At 72.9% G+C, this 16,039-nt stretch carries 18 protein-coding genes and 1 pseudogene; 5 read left to right on the top strand and 14 right to left on the bottom strand.

The window, feature by feature from the left end:
- Window positions 1-23: 23 nt before the first annotated feature.
- Window positions 24-257, bottom strand: coding sequence for a hypothetical protein (locus OHA86_RS35090; RefSeq protein ID WP_329182676.1), 234 nt, complete (start codon window positions 255-257; stop codon window positions 24-26).
- A gap of 185 nt (window positions 258-442) precedes the next feature.
- Here OHA86_RS35090 and nhaA point away from each other — a divergent pair, with 185 nt between their 5' ends.
- Window positions 443-2,350, top strand: a complete 1,908-nt coding sequence (gene nhaA, locus OHA86_RS35085) for a Na+/H+ antiporter NhaA (protein WP_443071943.1) — start codon at window positions 443-445, stop codon at window positions 2,348-2,350.
- Between the two features lie 30 nt (window positions 2,351-2,380).
- Here the strand turns inward: nhaA and OHA86_RS35080 are convergent, their stop codons facing one another.
- The 7 genes from OHA86_RS35080 to cobF form a co-directional block, all read right to left on the bottom strand.
- Window positions 2,381-2,611, bottom strand: coding sequence for a DUF6296 family protein (locus OHA86_RS35080; RefSeq protein ID WP_329181904.1), 231 nt, complete (start codon window positions 2,609-2,611; stop codon window positions 2,381-2,383).
- Window positions 2,612-2,676: 65 nt separating this feature from the next.
- Window positions 2,677-3,318, bottom strand: a complete 642-nt coding sequence (locus OHA86_RS35075) for a response regulator transcription factor (RefSeq protein ID WP_329181903.1) — start codon at window positions 3,316-3,318, stop codon at window positions 2,677-2,679.
- Complete coding sequence (locus OHA86_RS35070) at window positions 3,315-4,712, bottom strand: sensor histidine kinase (RefSeq protein ID WP_329181901.1); 1,398 nt, start codon at window positions 4,710-4,712, stop codon at window positions 3,315-3,317. The genes OHA86_RS35075 and OHA86_RS35070 overlap by 4 nt, the downstream gene beginning before the upstream one ends.
- Window positions 4,713-4,719: 7 nt before the next feature.
- On the bottom strand, window positions 4,720-5,493 hold the full coding sequence (locus OHA86_RS35065) for an ABC transporter permease (RefSeq protein ID WP_329181899.1): 774 nt from the start codon (window positions 5,491-5,493) through the stop codon (window positions 4,720-4,722).
- Between the two features lie 146 nt (window positions 5,494-5,639).
- Window positions 5,640-6,569, bottom strand: coding sequence for an ABC transporter ATP-binding protein (locus OHA86_RS35060; RefSeq protein WP_329181897.1), 930 nt, complete (start codon window positions 6,567-6,569; stop codon window positions 5,640-5,642).
- Window positions 6,570-6,742: 173 nt separating this feature from the next.
- On the bottom strand, window positions 6,743-7,474 hold the full coding sequence (locus tag OHA86_RS35055; protein WP_329182675.1) for a cobalt-precorrin-6A reductase: 732 nt from the start codon (window positions 7,472-7,474) through the stop codon (window positions 6,743-6,745).
- A gap of 2 nt (window positions 7,475-7,476) precedes the next feature.
- Window positions 7,477-8,265 (bottom strand): precorrin-6A synthase (deacetylating), encoded by a 789-nt coding sequence (gene cobF / locus OHA86_RS35050; protein ID WP_329181895.1) that lies wholly within the window; start codon window positions 8,263-8,265, stop codon window positions 7,477-7,479.
- Between the two features lie 364 nt (window positions 8,266-8,629).
- Between cobF and OHA86_RS35045 the strand changes: the two genes are divergently transcribed.
- Entirely contained in the window at window positions 8,630-9,535 is a 906-nt protein-coding gene (locus tag OHA86_RS35045) for a TetR/AcrR family transcriptional regulator (protein WP_329181894.1), read from the top strand.
- On the opposite strand, the gene OHA86_RS35040 is transcribed toward OHA86_RS35045, so the two are convergent.
- The 6 genes from OHA86_RS35040 to OHA86_RS35015 all read right to left on the bottom strand — a co-directional run bounded on the left by OHA86_RS35040 (window position 9,503) and on the right by OHA86_RS35015 (window position 14,344).
- Window positions 9,503-10,186 (bottom strand): Tat pathway signal sequence domain protein, encoded by a 684-nt coding sequence (locus OHA86_RS35040; protein ID WP_329181893.1) that lies wholly within the window; start codon window positions 10,184-10,186, stop codon window positions 9,503-9,505. The genes OHA86_RS35045 and OHA86_RS35040 overlap by 33 nt on opposite strands.
- Window positions 10,187-10,585: 399 nt before the next feature.
- On the bottom strand, window positions 10,586-11,683 hold the full coding sequence (locus tag OHA86_RS35035) for a protein kinase family protein (protein WP_329181891.1): 1,098 nt from the start codon (window positions 11,681-11,683) through the stop codon (window positions 10,586-10,588).
- A 208-nt stretch (window positions 11,684-11,891) separates the two neighbouring features.
- On the bottom strand, window positions 11,892-12,641 hold the full coding sequence (locus tag OHA86_RS35030) for a (2Fe-2S)-binding protein (protein WP_329181889.1): 750 nt from the start codon (window positions 12,639-12,641) through the stop codon (window positions 11,892-11,894).
- Window positions 12,638-13,498 carry a CbtA family protein gene (locus OHA86_RS35025; protein WP_329181887.1) on the bottom strand — a complete coding sequence of 287 codons (861 nt, stop codon included), beginning with the start codon at window positions 13,496-13,498 and terminating at the stop codon, window positions 12,638-12,640. Before OHA86_RS35025 ends, OHA86_RS35030 begins: the two co-directional genes overlap by 4 nt.
- A 35-nt stretch (window positions 13,499-13,533) precedes the next feature.
- Window positions 13,534-13,749: a CbtB domain-containing protein gene (locus tag OHA86_RS35020; protein WP_329181885.1), complete on the bottom strand. Its 216-nt coding sequence runs from the start codon at window positions 13,747-13,749 to the stop codon at window positions 13,534-13,536.
- 181 nt (window positions 13,750-13,930) lie between these two features.
- Window positions 13,931-14,344 carry a hypothetical protein gene (locus OHA86_RS35015; protein ID WP_329181883.1) on the bottom strand — a complete coding sequence of 138 codons (414 nt, stop codon included), beginning with the start codon at window positions 14,342-14,344 and terminating at the stop codon, window positions 13,931-13,933.
- 74 nt (window positions 14,345-14,418) lie between these two features.
- On the opposite strand from OHA86_RS35015, the pseudogene OHA86_RS35010 reads away from it, so the two are divergent.
- From OHA86_RS35010 to OHA86_RS35000, 3 genes and pseudogenes are all read left to right on the top strand, one after another.
- A pseudogene (locus OHA86_RS35010) lies at window positions 14,419-14,601 on the top strand (iron chelate uptake ABC transporter family permease subunit); the annotation flags it as partial.
- A complete protein-coding gene (locus tag OHA86_RS35005) occupies window positions 14,598-14,768 on the top strand; it encodes a hypothetical protein (protein WP_329181881.1) in 171 nt (56 codons plus the stop codon). The pseudogene OHA86_RS35010 and the gene OHA86_RS35005, both read left to right, overlap by 4 nt.
- A 172-nt stretch (window positions 14,769-14,940) precedes the next feature.
- On the top strand, window positions 14,941-16,011 hold the full coding sequence (locus OHA86_RS35000; RefSeq protein ID WP_443072042.1) for a HoxN/HupN/NixA family nickel/cobalt transporter: 1,071 nt from the start codon (window positions 14,941-14,943) through the stop codon (window positions 16,009-16,011).
- Window positions 16,012-16,039 lie beyond the last annotated feature (28 nt).

Raw genomic sequence — 16,039 nt, 5'->3', positions numbered from 1 at the left:
TGCTTCTCCTTCGTCTGCGCGGCTCAGCCGGCCGGGGCGTCCAGCGGGTCGGCCCACTCGATCACGTCCACCTGGCGCGTGCCGCGGGAATCCACCACCAGCACGGTGGTGCCCTTCGGCAGCGGATCGTCGGACCAGGCCAGAAAGGCCTCGGTGCCGCCCCTGATCCGTACCAGGACCTCGCCGGGCCCTTCGGCGCCGCGGGTGCGGACCAGCAGCTCGCCGGTGCAGCCGATCACAGCATCGTCCCGCGCCACCACCGGCCGCCCCCCTCGTCGTCGTCCCATGTCCGGCTGTCACCATCCTCCCACCAGGAAGCCCCCCGCGGCCCCACAGCGGCGGCTTCCCGGTGGAACGAACCGTGTCCACCTGCCGGTTCGACGCGCCCGCGGCGGCCGGCACGTGTCAGGGTGTCGGTCATACCTGAACTGCGGGAGGCTGGATGTTCCGGGGCTTCACCACGCCCTTGACGGGTCGGACCGAACGGGACCGTTCGGGGGTCTCGTCGCCGTGGGCGTACATCCGTACCGAGACCGGCAGCGCGGCGGTGCTGCTGGCCGCGACGCTGGCGGCGCTGGCGTGGGTGAACATCGCACCGGACGACTACGCGACGGTCTGGGAGACCCGGCTGTCGGTACGGCTCGGCTCGCACGGCATCGACATGGACCTGCGGGACTGGGTGAACAGCGGGCTGATGACGCTGTTCTTCCTGGTCGTGGGGCTTGAGGCACGGCGCGAGTTCGACATGGGGGAACTGCGCGACCGGCGGCGGATCCCGCTGCCGCTGCTGGCCGGGATCAGCGGCATGGTGGTGCCGATCGTCATCTATCTGGCGATCAACTCGGGCCGTCCTTCCGCGCACGGCTGGGGCACCGCGATGTCCACCGACACCGCGTTCGCGCTGGGCATGCTGGCGCTGCTCGGGTCGCGTTTCCCGCGCCGGCTGCACACCTTCATCCTCACCGTGGCGGTGGTCGACGACTTCCTGGCGCTCGCGGTGATCGCCGTCGCCTACAGCGACCACCTGTCGTGGACACCGCTGCTGGTCGGCGTGGGCGTGCTGGTGCTGGCGGTGCTGGTACGCAGGACCGGTTCGCGGCGCGGGCCGGTCTACGCGCTGCTGGGGGTGGTGGCCTGGGTGGCGTTCCTGCATTCGGGGGTGGACCCGGTGGTGGTGGGCCTGCTCATGGGCCTGATGTCGTACGCCTACCCGGCCTCGCGGGACGCGCTGGAGCGGGCCAGCGGGCTGTTCCGGTCCTTCCGCGAGCAGCCGACGCCGGAGCTGGAACGGGAGGCGCGGCAGGGCATCGCCTCCGCTCTGTCGCCCAACGACCGGCTCCAGCGGCTGTACCACCCGTGGACCAGCTACGCGATCGTGCCGCTGTTCGCGCTGGCCAACGCCGGTATCGAGATCAACGGCTCGCTGCTGTCGAGCGCCTTCACCTCGCCGATCACGCTGGGCATCCTGTTCGGCTACGGCCTCGGCAAGCCGATCGGCATCTTCGGCGCCTCGGTACTGGCGACGAAGCTGAGCGGCGGCCGGATGCGGCCGCCGGTGGGCTGGGGCGCGGTGGCCGGCGGCGGCGCCATCGCCGGTATCGGCTTCACGGTGTCGCTGCTGATCGCGACGCTGGCCTTCGACGGGCGGCAGCTGGACCAGGCGAAGATCGGGGTGCTCAGCGCGGTGGTCTTCGCGATGCTGGCCACCTCGCTGGTGGCGCTGATCACCTCCCGGATGCCCAAGGAGCGCAAGGCGCGGGCGCTGCTGGGCACCGCGGAGGCGGTCGTCGACCTCGCGGAGCCGGTGGACCCCGAGCGCGACCACGTACGCGGGCCGCTGGACGCGCCGGTGACGGTGGTGGAGTACGGGGACTTCGAGTGCCCCTACTGCGGTCAGGCGGAGGAGGTCGTACGCGAACTGCTCGCCGACTTCGGCGACATCCGCTACGTGTGGCGGCACCTGCCGCTGCCCGACGTGCACCCGCACGCGCAGCTCGCCGCGGAGGCGTCCGAGGCCGCCGCGATACAGGGGGCGTTCTGGCAGATGCGGGACCTGCTCATCACCCGGCAGGACGCCTTGCAGGTCAAGGACCTGCTGTCGCACGCGCGGGAGCTGGAACTCGACGTCGGCGCCTTCCACGAGGCGTTGCGCGCCCGAAGGGGCGCGGCCCGGGTGGAGGTGGACGTGGAATCGGCGGACCTGAGCGGGGTGTCGGGCACACCGACCTTCTTCATCAACGGCCGGCGGCACCACGGGGCGTACGACATCGAGAGCCTGTCGGCCGCGGTGATCGCCGCCCGGGACCGCGCCGTACTGATCGACGGCGCGGGGCCGGGCGGTGCGGGCTGAGCGGTGGGCGGGGGAACGGGCCGAGCGCGGTCAGCGCGGGACGGAGCGCACCACGAGGGGCACGTCCGGGGACTGGTGGCCGCCGCTGGCGACCATACGGACCTCGCCGTCCGCGCTGATCTCCGCGCGGACGATACCGGTGTCGTCCTGGTAGATGGGGTAGCCGCCGGCGCCGGACCGGTCGGTACGGTGCACCAGTACCGCGTCGTCCTCGACAGCGGCGGCGTGGAACACCAGCTCGTACGTTTCCGGATATTCCATGGGCTGCCTCCCGGCCTGGGCTGCAGGTCCCCTCCATCATCGCCCACGCACGGCGGGAGCGCCTGTCAGCGGAGCAGGCCCGCCTTGTACGCGGCGGCCACCGCTGCGGCGCGGTCGCGTACCCCCAGCTTGGCGTACAGGTGCAGCAGGTGCGTCTTGACGGTGGCCTCGCTGATGAACAGCCGGCGGGCGGCCTCCTTGTTGGTGGTGCCCGCGGCGACCAGGCGCAGGACCTCCAGCTCGCGGTCGGTGGGGGTCGTCTCCGGCGCGGCGGGGGCGGCGGCCGGGGCGCGGACGTGGCCGAGGATCCTGCTGGCCACGGTCGGGGCGAGGACGGCCTCACCGCGGTGGGCGGCGTGCACCGCGCGGACCAGTTCCCCGCGCGGGGCGTCCTTGAGCAGATAGCCGGTCGCGCCCGCCTCGATCGCGGGCAGCACATCGGCGTCGGTGTCGTAGGTGGTGAGGACCAGGACCCGGATCGCCGGGGCGCGCCCGGCCAGCAGCCGGATCGCCTCGACCCCGCCCATGCGCGGCATCCGCAGGTCCATCAGGACGACGTCCACGGCCAGCGCCACGGCCCGGTCCACGCCCTCGGCTCCGTCCGCGGCCTCACCGGCGACCGTGAAGTCCGGGTCGCCGTCGAAGACGCCGCGCAGGCCGTCCCGGACGACGGGGTGGTCATCGACGATGAGCAGGCGAATGGTCACACGGCATTCTCCCCCGCGGCCGGGAGCGGACCGAGGGCCGGGGTCGCGGTTTCCGCAGGCCGGGCGCCAGGTGGAGGCGTGGCCGCTCCCGCGGTGGCCGCTACGGCGGTGGCTGCTCCCGCGGCGGTCGTTCCGGCGGTCGCCGTTCCCGTGGCGGCTGTCTCCGCAGTGGTCGCCGGGACGCTGGCGCTCAGGGCGGTGCCGTCGCCCGGGCTGCTCTCGATCTCCAGCGTCCCGCCGACCTGGCGCAGCCGCTGCCGCATGGCGGTCAGGCCGTAGCTGTCGCCGCCGGGCGCGGTGTCGAAGCCGGCGCCGTCGTCGAGCACGTCGAGCATGACCACCTCGTGCGTGTAGGAGAGCGTCAGGCCGGCCCGGGAGGCGGCGGCGTGCTTGGCGATGTTGGCCAGGCCCTCCTGGGCGGTGCGGAAGAGCACGACCTCCACGGCCGGCGGCAGCGGTACGGCGCTGCCGGTGATCTCGACCCTGACCTCGACGCCGGAGGTCTGCGACCAGCGCCGCGCCAGGTCGTCCAGGGCGTCGGGCAGGTGGGCCGCCTCGTCCAGCGGCCCCGGACGCAGTGCCTGCACCGAGCGGCGGGCCTCGGCCAGGCTCTCCCTGGCCAGCGTCCTGGCCAGCTCGCGGTGCCTGGCGCGGCGCGCGGGGTCGGCGTCGAAGCGCTCGGCGGCCTCCAACTGGGTGACGATGCCGGTGAGGCCCTGGGCGATGGTGTCGTGGATCTCGCCGGCCATCCGCTGCCGCTCGTCGAGGACGCCGGCCTCGCGGGCCTGCGTGACGAGCTGGGCGTGCAGCCCCGCGTTCTCCTGCATCGTCTCGCGCAGCCGGCGGTTGGCCTCGGCCAGTTCGTCGATCATCTCGGCCCGCCGTCTGCTGCGCTGGTCCTCCTCGATGCCCTGGAAGGTGATGACGCCGGCGAAGACCATGTTCACGACCACCAGGCCCGCGTAGACCCCGAGGGTGCCGCCGTGCAGATTGCCGACGCCGCCGACCTGGGTGGTGGCCATCAGCGCCGCGTTGAGCGCGATGGCCGGCCCCCACAGGGCGCGGGGCAGCAGCGCCACCTGCAAGTAGCCGGTGAAGCCGAAGAAGCCGAAGAACGGGCTGAGCGTGATCAGCGCGGCGATGAGGACCAGCAGGCCGGCGAAGAAGAGGATCGCCCGGCCGCGCTGCCGTGCGGGCGCCGGATAGGGCAGGTCCACGAAGTGCAGCCACAGCGCCGCCACCGCGGACAGCCCGCAGGCCACCGCCGCGAACGCCGCGGTGCGGGGGCCGAGGGCGAGCGCCAGTACCAGGGAGACCGTCAGCCCGATGTAGGGCAGATAGTGCTGGAGCTGCTGGAACCGTACGTCGGGGTTGTCGTCGTGTCCTGCTTTCACCCGGCCATCATTCCCAACGGAAGAGCCGGGCGGCCAGCACACCGCCGAGCACGGTGTACGCGGCGAGCACCGCCAGGTGCTGCCACAGGGCGCCCCGGCCGTCCCAGGCGGCCATCACCGCGCCGAAGGGGACGTACTCGCTGATCCGCTGGAGGATGCGCGGCAGTTCGGCGAGCGGGACGTACAGGCCGCTGAAGAAGAAGTTGAGCACCATCAGCGGGACGCCCATGCCGCTGGCGGCGCCCGACGTGCGGGCGAGGGCGGCGGCCACCAGGCCGAGGGCGAAGACGGCGGTGCTGCCGAGCAGGAAGGAGGCGGCGACCGCGCCGGCGTTCGCCGGCGCCTTGACGTGGTAGGCGAGGCTGCCGACGGCGGTGATCACGGCGATGCCGGCCGCGGCCAGGGCGGCGATGACCGTCAGCAGCGCGGCGAGCATCCCGGCCGCCGGGACCGGGCTGACGGACAGCCGGCGCAGGAAGCCCTTCTCGCGGTGGTCCGCCATCGTCATGGGCAGGGCGGTGCAGCCCAGGAACAGCGGCACCATCGCGGCGATGGTGGGCACGTACACGTCGAGGACGCTCCTGCCGCCGAGGTCGTCCGTGGCGGTGCGGAAGCCCGGGATGCTGCCGAAGACGATGAGCATCAGCAGCGGGAAGGCGAGCCAGATCAGGGCGGCCGGCGCGCGCAGCAGCAGCCGGGCCTGGGTGGCGGTCAGGGTGCGGAAGCCCTTGGCGGTCATACGGGCAGGCGTACGGGCGGCGAGTGGGGCGAAGGTGGTCATGAGGCGTCCTCGAACGGGGTGTCGGGCGGGGCGGGTCGGGGTCGTCTGCGCGGAGGCGGGTGTGCGGGGTGGCGGGTCGGCGGACTCGGGCGCGGGCAGACGGCGGACGTGCCGCGTGACCGGTCGGCGCGGTTCGGCGCGGGCGGTCAGCGGGGGTCGGCGGGGCCGGTCGGCACGTGCGCGTGGCCGGTCAGGGCGATGAAGGCGTCGTCGAGGGTGGCCTGGTCGACCCGCAGGTCGGCGGCGATGATGTGGCGCCTGGCCAGCAGCGAGGTGACGGCGACGACGAGGTTGCCGGTGCCGGTCAGCTCGACCTGGGGACCGTGCCGGGCCAGCGTGGTCACCTCGGGCAGCGCCCGCAGCGTGTCCTCGTCGAGCGGCGCGGACGGCCGGAAGCGCATCCGCTGCTCCTGCCCGGCCCGCCCGGCCAGGCCCGCGGGGGTGTCGACGGCGACGACCCGGCCGGAGTCGATGAGCGCGACCCGGTCGCACAGCCGCTCGGCCTCCTCCATGAAGTGCGTGACCAGGACGACGGTGACGCCCTGGTCGCGGATCTGCTCCACGAGGTCCCAGGTGGCCCGGCGGGCGTGCGGGTCGAGCCCGGTGGTCAGCTCGTCCAGCACCACCACCCGGGGCCGGCCGACCATGGCCAGGGCGATCGCGAGGCGCTGCTTCTGGCCGCCGGACAGGCTCTTGTGCGGGGCGGCGGCCTTGCCCGCCAGGCCGAGCCGGTCCAGCAGCCCGGGGATGTCGGCGGGGTCGGGATAGAAGGACGCGAAGAGGTCGAGGGCCTCGCGCACCCGCAGCTTGTCCGGCAGGCCGCTCTCCTGGAGCTGCACGCCGAGCTGGCGGCGTACGGCGGCCCGGTCGGTACGCGGGTCGAGGCCGAGGACCCGCACCCGGCCGCCGTCCGCGGGCCGCAGCCCCGACAGGCACTCCACTGTGGTCGTCTTGCCCGCGCCGTTCGGACCGAGGATGCCGAAGATCTCCCCTTCCTGGACCGTGAACGACACGTCGTGCACCGCGATGTCGTCGCCGTAGCGCTTGTGCAGGTGCTCGACCTCGATGACCGTCATTGCCGTGGCCTTTCCCGGTGACCTTGCGGCGGCTTTCCGCCGCCGTGGACCGAGAATCCCGCGCTGGCGGCGGGTGGCGGATCGACCAGCGGGGTGCGGTGCGCGGCGGGCGGGTTGATACCCGGGTCAACCGATCGGTTGACCCGGGCAGTTGGCGCGGGGGGACCGGGCCGTCAGCAGGTCCGCAGCCAGTGCGCCGCGGCGGCGGGGGTGGTGACGGTACGGACCCCGGCGGGCGGTGGCGGGCGGCGGACGACGAGGACGGGGAGGGCGGCCTCGCGGGCGGCGGTGAGCTTGGGGGCGGTGGCGGGGCCGCCGCTGTCCTTGGTGACCAGGACGTTGATGCGGTGCTCGCGGAGCAGCGCGCGTTCCGCGTCGAGGGTGAAGGGGCCGCGGTCGAGCAGCACATGGCAGTGCGCGGGCAGCGGCGGGAGCGGCGGGGCGACCGCGCGGACCAGGAAGCGCAGCGGGAGGCCGGCGAAGGCGGCCAGGTCCTGGCGGCCGGTGGTGAGGAACGGGCGGCGCCCGAGCGCCGGGAGCAGCGCCGCGGCCCCGGCAAGGGTGTCCGCCCAGTGCCAGCGGTCCCCCTCCCCCGCGCTCCAGCCGGGCCTGCGCAGCGCCACCAGCGGTACGCCGGTGGCGTCGGCCGCCTGCGCCGCGTTGCGGCTGATCACCTCGGCGAAGGGATGGGTGGCGTCGACCACGGCGTCGGTCCGCTGCTCGCGCAGCCACCCGGCGAGCCCTTCCACGCCGCCGAACCCACCGGTCCTGACCTGCCCCGCGGGCAGCCGCGGCTCCGGAGTACGCCCCGCGAAGGACGTGGTCACGTCCAGACCCGCGTCTCCGGCGACCATGTCCGCCAGCGCGCGGGCTTCTGCGGTCCCACCAAGGATCAGCACCCGCAGCGTCAACGGGGCGCGGCCGATTCGTGCGGGCCTCGGCGCAGCAGGTATGTGTCCATGATCCAGCCCTTGCGGGTGCGCGCTTCGGCTCGGACGGTGCGGATGCGGTCGGCCAGTTCCTCGTCCAGGGGGCCGGCGAGCAGGATCTCGTCGGGGGTGCCGAGGTAGGCGCCCCAGTAGATGTGCAGGCCCTGGCCGGCGAGGGCGCCGAAGGCCTGGCGGGCGTCGAGCATCACCACCACATCGTCCACGCCGTCCGGCAGGCCCTCGTCGGCGAGCCGCCGCCCGGTGGTGATCTGGACCGGGCGTCCCACCTGGTTGAGCCCGGTGCGGTGCCGGGCGGCCAGCGTCGCGACGCTGCTGATGCCGGGCACCACCGTCCAGTCGAAGGCGATGCCGCCGCGCGCGTGCACGTCCTCCAGGATCGCCAGGGTGCTGTCGTAGAGCGCGGGATCGCCCCAGACCAGGAAGGCCCCGCAGGCGTCGTCGGCCAACTCCTCGGCGATCAGCCGCTGGTAGATGTCGGCGCGGCGCCGCCGCCAGTCGTCCACGGCCGGTGCGTACGCCCCGCCTGCGGCCGTACGGTCCCGGTCCGGGTCGCGGGCGACGACCACCCGGTGCGGGCGGGCGGCATGCCGTTCGAGGATCTCCTCGCGCAACCGCACCAGGCCCGCCTTGTCCTCCCCCTTGTCCAGCAGGAAGAACACATCGGCGCGCCCCAGGGCGCGGACCGCCTGGAGGGTGAGCTGCTCGGGGTCACCCGCTCCGATGCCGATGACGTAGATCTGTTTCACCCACCGGAGTGTGGCACAGCGTGCGTGCGGCTTGGTGCCCCCGCCCCACCTCCTGCGAACAGCCTGTCATTGCCGGGTGAAGCCGGCCTTGTTCCTGACGGGGAGCAGCGGCATGGGCGTCGCCGGGCGAAGAACCCTCCGCCTGCCCGCCGTCCCGGTTCCACCACGTCGGCGCCCCCGCACGGCAGCCTGCCGCGCACCCGAACGGAACGGCCTCGTCCTTAATCCGCCGCCCGTCCGGGGCACCTCGACGTCGGCCGGAGGCCGAGGCCGGACAAGCCCGTACGCCAGCCGGAGGTCGAGGCCGGTCGAGCCGGTACGCGGACCGGCGGACCCCGCGGGGATCGTCGGCGACAATTGCCGCATGCCACGCCCGCCAGCCGGATCCCCGCCGCTGCGCCTGCCCGCGCACCCCGAGCTGAACGCCCGGCTGCGGGTGCCGAAGCCGGGCCGGCCGCCGCAGGTCAACCGGCGGTCCATTGTGGACGCCGCGGTCGACGTGGGCTTCGAGGAGATGAGCGTCAGCGCGGTGGCGCGCAGGCTGGGGGTCACGCACTCGACGCTCTACCGCTACTTCGCGACCAAGGACGAGCTGGTCGCGGCGGCGGCGAACCAGGTGGTCGCCGCGGTCGACTGGCCCGCGCCGACCGCCGGCTGGCGGCCGTATCTGCGCGCCGTGGCCCGCGCCGCCTTCCGGCTGTTCGAGCAGTACCCGGGGCTCGCGCTGCGGATCGCCGGCCTGCGGGTCGGGCTCGCCGAATTCGCCCGGCAGGGCGTCAGGACGGCGTCGGTACTGGTGGACATGGGCTTCGACGCGGAGTCCGCGGTGCTCGCGCAGGACATGCTCCACGAGCAGGTGCTGCTGTATTTCCTGGCCGGCCGGGCCGCCGGGGAGGCGGACTCCGGGTCCGGGAGTGCGGTGGAGCCGCGCCGCGCACCCGTCGCGGACCCCGGTGAGGAGGACGGCCGGACCGCTGCCGGGTCGGCTGTCGCCGAGGCGCTCGGCCGGGTCGGCGAACGCTCCCCCGAAGCGTGGTTCCACCGCAAGGTCCAGCTTCTCCTCGACGGCATCGCCGCGTCGGCGCCGCGCCCCTGGCCTCTGCGTCAGCCGCCGGGCGGCAGGCGGCACACGTCGGGCGCCGGGCGCCGGGCGGCAGGCGGCACACGTCGCCCCCTCCCGGAGCGGGTGTTTCCGGCCGCCCCGGGAGGTGCCCGGCGGGTGGGCCGGGCTATCGGATCAGTTCACGTAGACGGTGGCGCCGCCCGTTGACGCGTCCAGTACGGGGCTGTACTGGACGGTCAGGAACGCGGTCGGCGAGGTGCCGCAGGCCGGCAGGGACCCGCTGGCCAGCTTGAACGGCTGGTTGACGAACTTCCACGGCGCGCCGCCGGGCCCGGTGTTGCCGTTCACCGGGCCGCCCGCCTGGAAGACGCAGGTGACGGTCGGGCCGGTCGTCGTCACGGTGTAGGCGATCACCAGCGGACCGGTCGACGGCAGGATCTGGATCGGGTAGCCCGAGGTGTCACTGACCGTCATGGTCGCCGGGAGGTTGCCGACAGTGACGCTCGTGACGCCGGTGACGGTCGGCGAGTTGTCGAAGCAGCCCGCGATAATGACCGGGTTGAGCAGATTGATCACCGCGGTGCCCGGTGCGGGCGGGTTGGACAGTACCTGGCCGCGCCAGCTGGACTGCTTGCAGAACAGACCGACCGGGCCGCCGGGGGCGGTGGTGAAGTTCAGCGTGGTGCCCGGGGTGAGCGACGAGGTCAGGAGGTCGCCCGGGTTGACGGGAGGGCCGCCCGGCACGGTCTGGCTGAGGACGGGAAGCGCGGCCGCGGTGGGGGTGGCCGCTACCGCCGGGGCGACGGCGGCCGCGAACGCCGCCGTCAGAGCGGCGACGAGAAAGCTGATTCTTCGCATGGGACGGATTCCTCCGCTGGGTGTGTGGGGGTTGCCCGTACGGTTACGCACGGATGCACAGTGTCAGGTTATTTACCTGTCCATGACAGATGTACGGCTATATTGGCTGAAAGCGCTCCGCGCGGGCGCCGCGGGACCGTACCCGCCGGCCATGAACCGGTTGAGGGCGCACGGGCATACGACGGCCCGGCACACCGGTGTCGAGCATTGCTTCCACCGCCCCGCGCACGCCCGCGACGGCCTTCCGGCGGTGCGGCGCGGCGCCGGGAACGACGGCCGGCCAAGCGATGGAAGTCAGCCAGCGGAGGGAGCAGCCCAGGGGGTGGCCCGCGGGCCGGTGGGTGTCGGCCGGGCCGGGCCGGCAGATCGTCCAGGCCGGCTGTCGGCCGCCGAGGCCCGTCAGATGGTGAACGAGCTGTCCGGCCCGCCGATCCGGCGGATCGCCTCCCGCGGATACGGGGTCTGCCTGCTCACGAAACGGAACTCGCGGTAGTAGTCCGTCATCACTTCGGCGATCGGGGCGTAGCGGGTGAGGATCGCCGCGACCCGCGGCGGGATGCCCGTGGGAGGTTCGCCGCGGGCGCAGGCGCGCACGAACGCGCTGCGCTCGTCCCCCTCGTACCCGTACAGGGCCGTGACGAGCCAGATCACCAGGTGGGTGACGGTGTAGCAGCGGTCATAGGTCTGGTGTGCGGCGAAGAAGCCGGCCTCCTCCTTCGACAGGTCGAACCGGGAGGAGATCGCGAGGCCGTAGTCCGTGAAGAACAGGCGTCTGCCGTCGGTGAGGATGTTCTGGAAGTGGCCGTCGAAATGCAGGAGCCCGCGGGCGTTCATGAAGGAGGTTCCGGCCTGGAGTTCCCTCGCCACCATGGTGCATGCCTGCTCGGCCGTATCACCGTCGGCCTTGACCTGGACGTCCAGCCAGTCGTGCAGGTTCTGCGGGATGTACTCCAGGAACAGCGCGACGCTCACCGAGGAGTCCCGCAGCGCCTCGATCCGGTGGCGCACCTGCGGCCCGCCTCCCCAGTAGGCGACTGCCTTCTCCACGTCGGCCAGTTGCTCGGGCAGCACCTGCCCGGGGTGCGGCAGCACCCGCCAGTGGTACATCAGCGGGAAGCCCTCGTGATCCTGTGCGAGCACCCAGTTCGTCGTCATGGTGTGCACGGCCAATTCCCGCCAGGCCCCCCAACCCGGGCCTCCTGGCACCCCGAGGCCGGGATGGCAGAAGGTCGGTAGCCCGAAGAGGTTCGCCGTGGACCGGACGTTCCCCGGCTGCCTTTCGAGATCGGTCAGCGGCAGCCGCTTGACGAAGACCGGGGTTCCGCCGACCTCCAGCAGCGCCGAGGTCCCGCCGATGCCAGAACCTATCGGCGCGGCCGTGTCCACAAGGTCGCGCAGTTCGTGATCACTGCACAGCGCCAGCGATGTGGAGACGGCGCTGTAGGCCGCCAAACGCGCATCACGCGACGCGTCGAAGCTCTCGACGGCTGCCTTCACCAGGGCACCAACCTCTCCGGCATACCTGGGCCCGTCCAAAGGGCGCGCACACGCGACGCACAGCCCTGCGGTTCGCCCTCCTGGCACGGGCGGAGGACATCCAGGACCCGTTGGTGAGTACGGATCCGAACACCCTTTGGCCGCACTGTACGTGAGGATCGACAGCGCAACGGCGGATCGGGCCACGAAGGCGGAGGCGGAGGCGGGGTCAGCCGGTCGCGGCGCGCAGGACGCAGTCACCGCACAGGGCGCCCCCGCGGTCGGGGGCGGCGCGGTAGATCAGGCAGCAGCTGCGCCGCCGGAAGGCGCCCGCGGGTGTACGGGCGCTCTGCGCGCTCAGCGGCGGCCGGTCGAGCAGCAGGGCGGCGAAGGCGCGGGCGCGGGCGGCGAGTTCGGGGCGGGCCGCGGACAGCGCGGTCGCGGCACCGTTGACCGCGGAGGCGGTGTTGCCCAGCAGGATGTGCGGGGAGACGCCCAACGCCCCCAGGCGGCGGGCCAGTTCGGCGAGCGGGCCGTCCAGCATGTGTCCGGCCGCCGCGTCGGCGAGCCGGTCGGGCGCGGGCACGGGCGGGCGCAGGGCGTCGTCCGGCAGCGAGACCGGGACGGGGCCGCCCAGTGCGGGCTGCCAGCGCACCGCGTCGAGGTCGTAGTGGAGCGGGCGCCCGTACAGGACCGCCGCGGCCAGTGCGGGCGACACCAGCCGCGCGGCCAGGCCGAGATGGGCGACCGAGGCGGCGACCCGCGGCTCGACCGCGTCCGGCCCCTGCCCGCCGGACGCGGCCAGATACGCCCTGACGCCGGCGGCCCGCTCGGCGAGCAGCGGCCCGCTCATCGGCTGCCACGGCCCGGCGGGCGGCGCGGCGGCCGGGTGCAGGGAGACGGCGAAGAACGGCCCGAGCGCGGCGATCTCCTCGATCACCGCGCCCGGCGCGGCCGTGCCGTACGCGTCGCGCGTCATGCCGGTACGGGCGCCGTCCCTCGCGCGGGGGCGGTGTCCGGCCGGGGCCGCAGCAGGCGTTCGGCCAGCGGCGCGAAGACCAGGCCGATCGCCGACCACAGCAGCAGTTGCGCGGCGACGGAGTAGAAGCGGAAGGAGAACAGCACGTCGGCGGGGAAGCCCGGGTAGACGATGCGGCCGTCGTCGTCGGTGAGCGGCAGCGGCGTCTCGGTGGCGTGGTTGCCGAAGTGCTGCTTGTTGGAGCCCAGATGGCCCAGCGACGGCAGGACCAGCATGACGACGCCGATGGCGACGACGAAGGCGCCGGCCGCCAGCAGGGTGGCGTTCCAGTTGCCGAACCTGGCCTGCAGCCGCCTGCCCAGCCAGGCGGCGCCCACCAGGAAGGCCACCGAGCACACCACCATCACCAGATAGAGGCCGCTGCGGGCCCTGATGGTGTCCTCGTGGCCGATGGCGGGCGGGTTGGCCGGGTATTTCATGAACGGCACCAGGTACATGCCGAGGAAACCGCCGGCCGCGACCAGCAGGGCCAGGCTGCGGGCGCGCAGCCCGCCGACCCGGCCGAGGCAGACGGCGTAGGCGACGGCGAACAGCGCGCCCATCGCCATGCCGAACACGATCATGCCGACGCCGATGCCCACGTCGGCCTGGATGGTGCGGCTGAAGAGGTCGGGGTCGGCCGCCTCCACGGGCAGCCCGGCCGCCTTGTCGAGCACGGCCTGAGCGGCGTCCCGGCCGCTCTCGTAGTCGATCGCCTTGCTGATCTGGGGCTCGGCGAAGACGCGGGCGAAGAGGAAGGCGAGCAGCCCTGCGACTGCGCCGGCCAGAACGCCGCGCAGGATGAGCTTCTTTTCCATGTCGAGTTGTCCGTACCTCGGGTTCCGGTGGTGTGTCAGTGGCAGGGGAAACCGAGGAAGTGGCGGGCGTCGTGGACGAACTCGTGGATGTGCATGTCCTTGCCGAAGACCGAGACGGCACCCTGGTCGACGCCGACGAAGTAGTAGGCGGCGAGCGCGAGGATCGCGGTGCCGACCAGCCACAGCACGGCCTTCGAGACCGGCAGGACGACCGGCGTGGCTGCCGGGCGGGGTGCGGAAATGCTACTCAAGGTGAGCCCTCCTTGGGGGATCGTGCGTCCCTGTTCCCTGGGCGTCGTGATGAGCGGCTCTCTGACTCCCCGTATCGCCTGTGCGGCGGCGGGATCACAGTGGCGCGACCGTGCTGGATTTCCACCAGCTTTCCCACGTCATCACTACGCTGTGGAGCCTAGGGGTCCGTTCTGTCATGCGTCAATCAGGACGAACGGACATCGGCCCGGCTTTCCCGGCGCCTGTGACCAAGCTCTCCGGCACGACCGTGTGCTGCGACCAGGCCTGCCACAACTCCGCGTAACGGCCGCCCGCCGCTACGAGTTCGCGGTGCGTGCCCTCCTCCACGATGCGGCCGTCCGCGGCGACGTGAGCGGTCGTGACATCCGCGGCCTTGGCGTCGGGCGCCGCGGATACGCCGGGGGCCGTGGACCCGTCGGCGGTGAGGTCCGCGGCGCCGACCAGCCGGGCGAGCCCCGCGGCGGCCTCCTGGAGGGTCGCCGCCGGCCCGAGCAGCACATTGGCCGGGTCGAAGAGCCGGATGAAGAGCAGGGCCGCCGCGGTGGCCCCGCCGAGGCCGGCCCGGCCGGAGTGCACCAGCAGCGAGCCGGTCACCAGGATCAGCGACAGGCCGGCGCGTTCGGCGGCGTTCAGCCGCCCGTAGAAGCGCGAGCGCAGCGCCGCCGCCCGGCCCCGACCACCGGTGGATCCTGCCGTACGCCATGCGGCTGGCGCCGACGCTGCTGCTGGTCTCCGACGTGCTGGGCCGGGTCGCGGCCAGGCCGGGCGGGATCCAGGTCGGCATCGTGACGGCGGTCGTCGGCGCGCCGGTGATCCGGCCTGCCGCTACGGCGACCACCCGATCGCCATGAGGGACGGCAGGATCGCCGCGGAAGGCCGGCCGGCGGACGTGGTCACCGAGCAGACGGTGCGCGGGATCTTCGGCATCGCCAGCCGCGTGGTGACCGACGAGGTGTCGGGGACCCCGCTGGTGCTGCCGATCGGCCGCCATCACGTACGGGCCGCGGCACCGCGCTGATCCCGGGCGGTGTGAACGGGACCCGGCGGGGGAAGCTATTGCAAGCGGTTCGCAACAAGTAGTCTGTTGCGGCAACCGCTCCCCAGCCGCTCCGACGGAGGACCAGCGTATGACCAGCACCGCCGAGGCCCCGGCACCCACCGGGACCCGCTGGCGACGGATATCGGGGTCGATGACCCGGGCGGAGTGGACCCGGCTCGGCGGGATGGCCGCGTTCATCGTGGCACTGCACGTCATCGGCTGGTTCACGCTGGTGGCCATCGTCGCACCCGAGCACTACAGCCTGGGCACCAAGTCCTTCGGCATCGGCATCGGGGTGACCGCGTACACCCTCGGCATGCGGCACGCCTTCGACGCCGACCACATCGCGGCGATCGACAACACCACCCGCAAGCTCATGCACGAGGGCAAGCGGCCGCTGTCGGTGGGCTTCTGGTTCTCGCTCGGCCACTCCAGCATCGTCTTCGGGCTGGCCTTCCTGCTCTCGCTCGGCGTCAGGTCGCTGGCCGACCCGGTCGAGAACGACAACTCGCAGCTGCACAGCGTCACCGGCTGGGTCGGCACCACGGTCTCCGGCACCTTCCTCTACGTCATCGCGTTCATCAACCTGCTGATCCTGGCCGGGATCTGGAAGGTCTTCCGGCAGATGCGCGGCGGCCACTACGACGAGGCGGCGCTCGAGGAGCACCTGAACAACCGCGGATTCATGAACCGGCTGCTCGGCCGGGTGATGAAGTCGATCACCAAGCCGTGGCAGATGTACCCGCTGGGGCTGCTGTTCGGGCTGGGCTTCGACACCGCCACCGAGATCGCGCTGCTGGTGCTCGCCGGGTCCGGCGCCGCCTCCGGGCTGCCGTGGTACGCGATCTTGTGCCTGCCGGTGCTGTTCGCGGCCGGGATGTGCCTGCTGGACACGATCGACGGCTCGTTCATGAACTTCGCCTACGAGTGGGCCTTCTCCAAGCCGGTCCGCAAGGTGTACTACAACCTCACCATCACCGGACTGTCGGTCGCGGTCGCGCTGATCATCGGCACGGTCGAACTCCTCGGCCTGGTCAGTGACAAGGCGAACCTGCACGGGGCGTTCTGGGACTGGGTGGGCGGCCTGGACCTGAACATCGTCGGCTACGTCATCGTCGGGCTGTTCTTCCTCACCTGGGCGGTGGCCATGGCGGTGTGGAAGTTCGGCAACATCGAGGAGAAGTGGACGGCCGGGCTGCGGCCCGCCGAGCAGCAGGACTGAACCGCCGCCCCGGCCCGCGAGGGCCGGG

This window comes from Streptomyces sp. NBC_01477, assembly GCF_036227245.1.
GTDB lineage: Bacteria > Actinomycetota > Actinomycetes > Streptomycetales > Streptomycetaceae > Actinacidiphila.
This window is presented reverse-complemented; position numbering and strand designations above follow the sequence as displayed.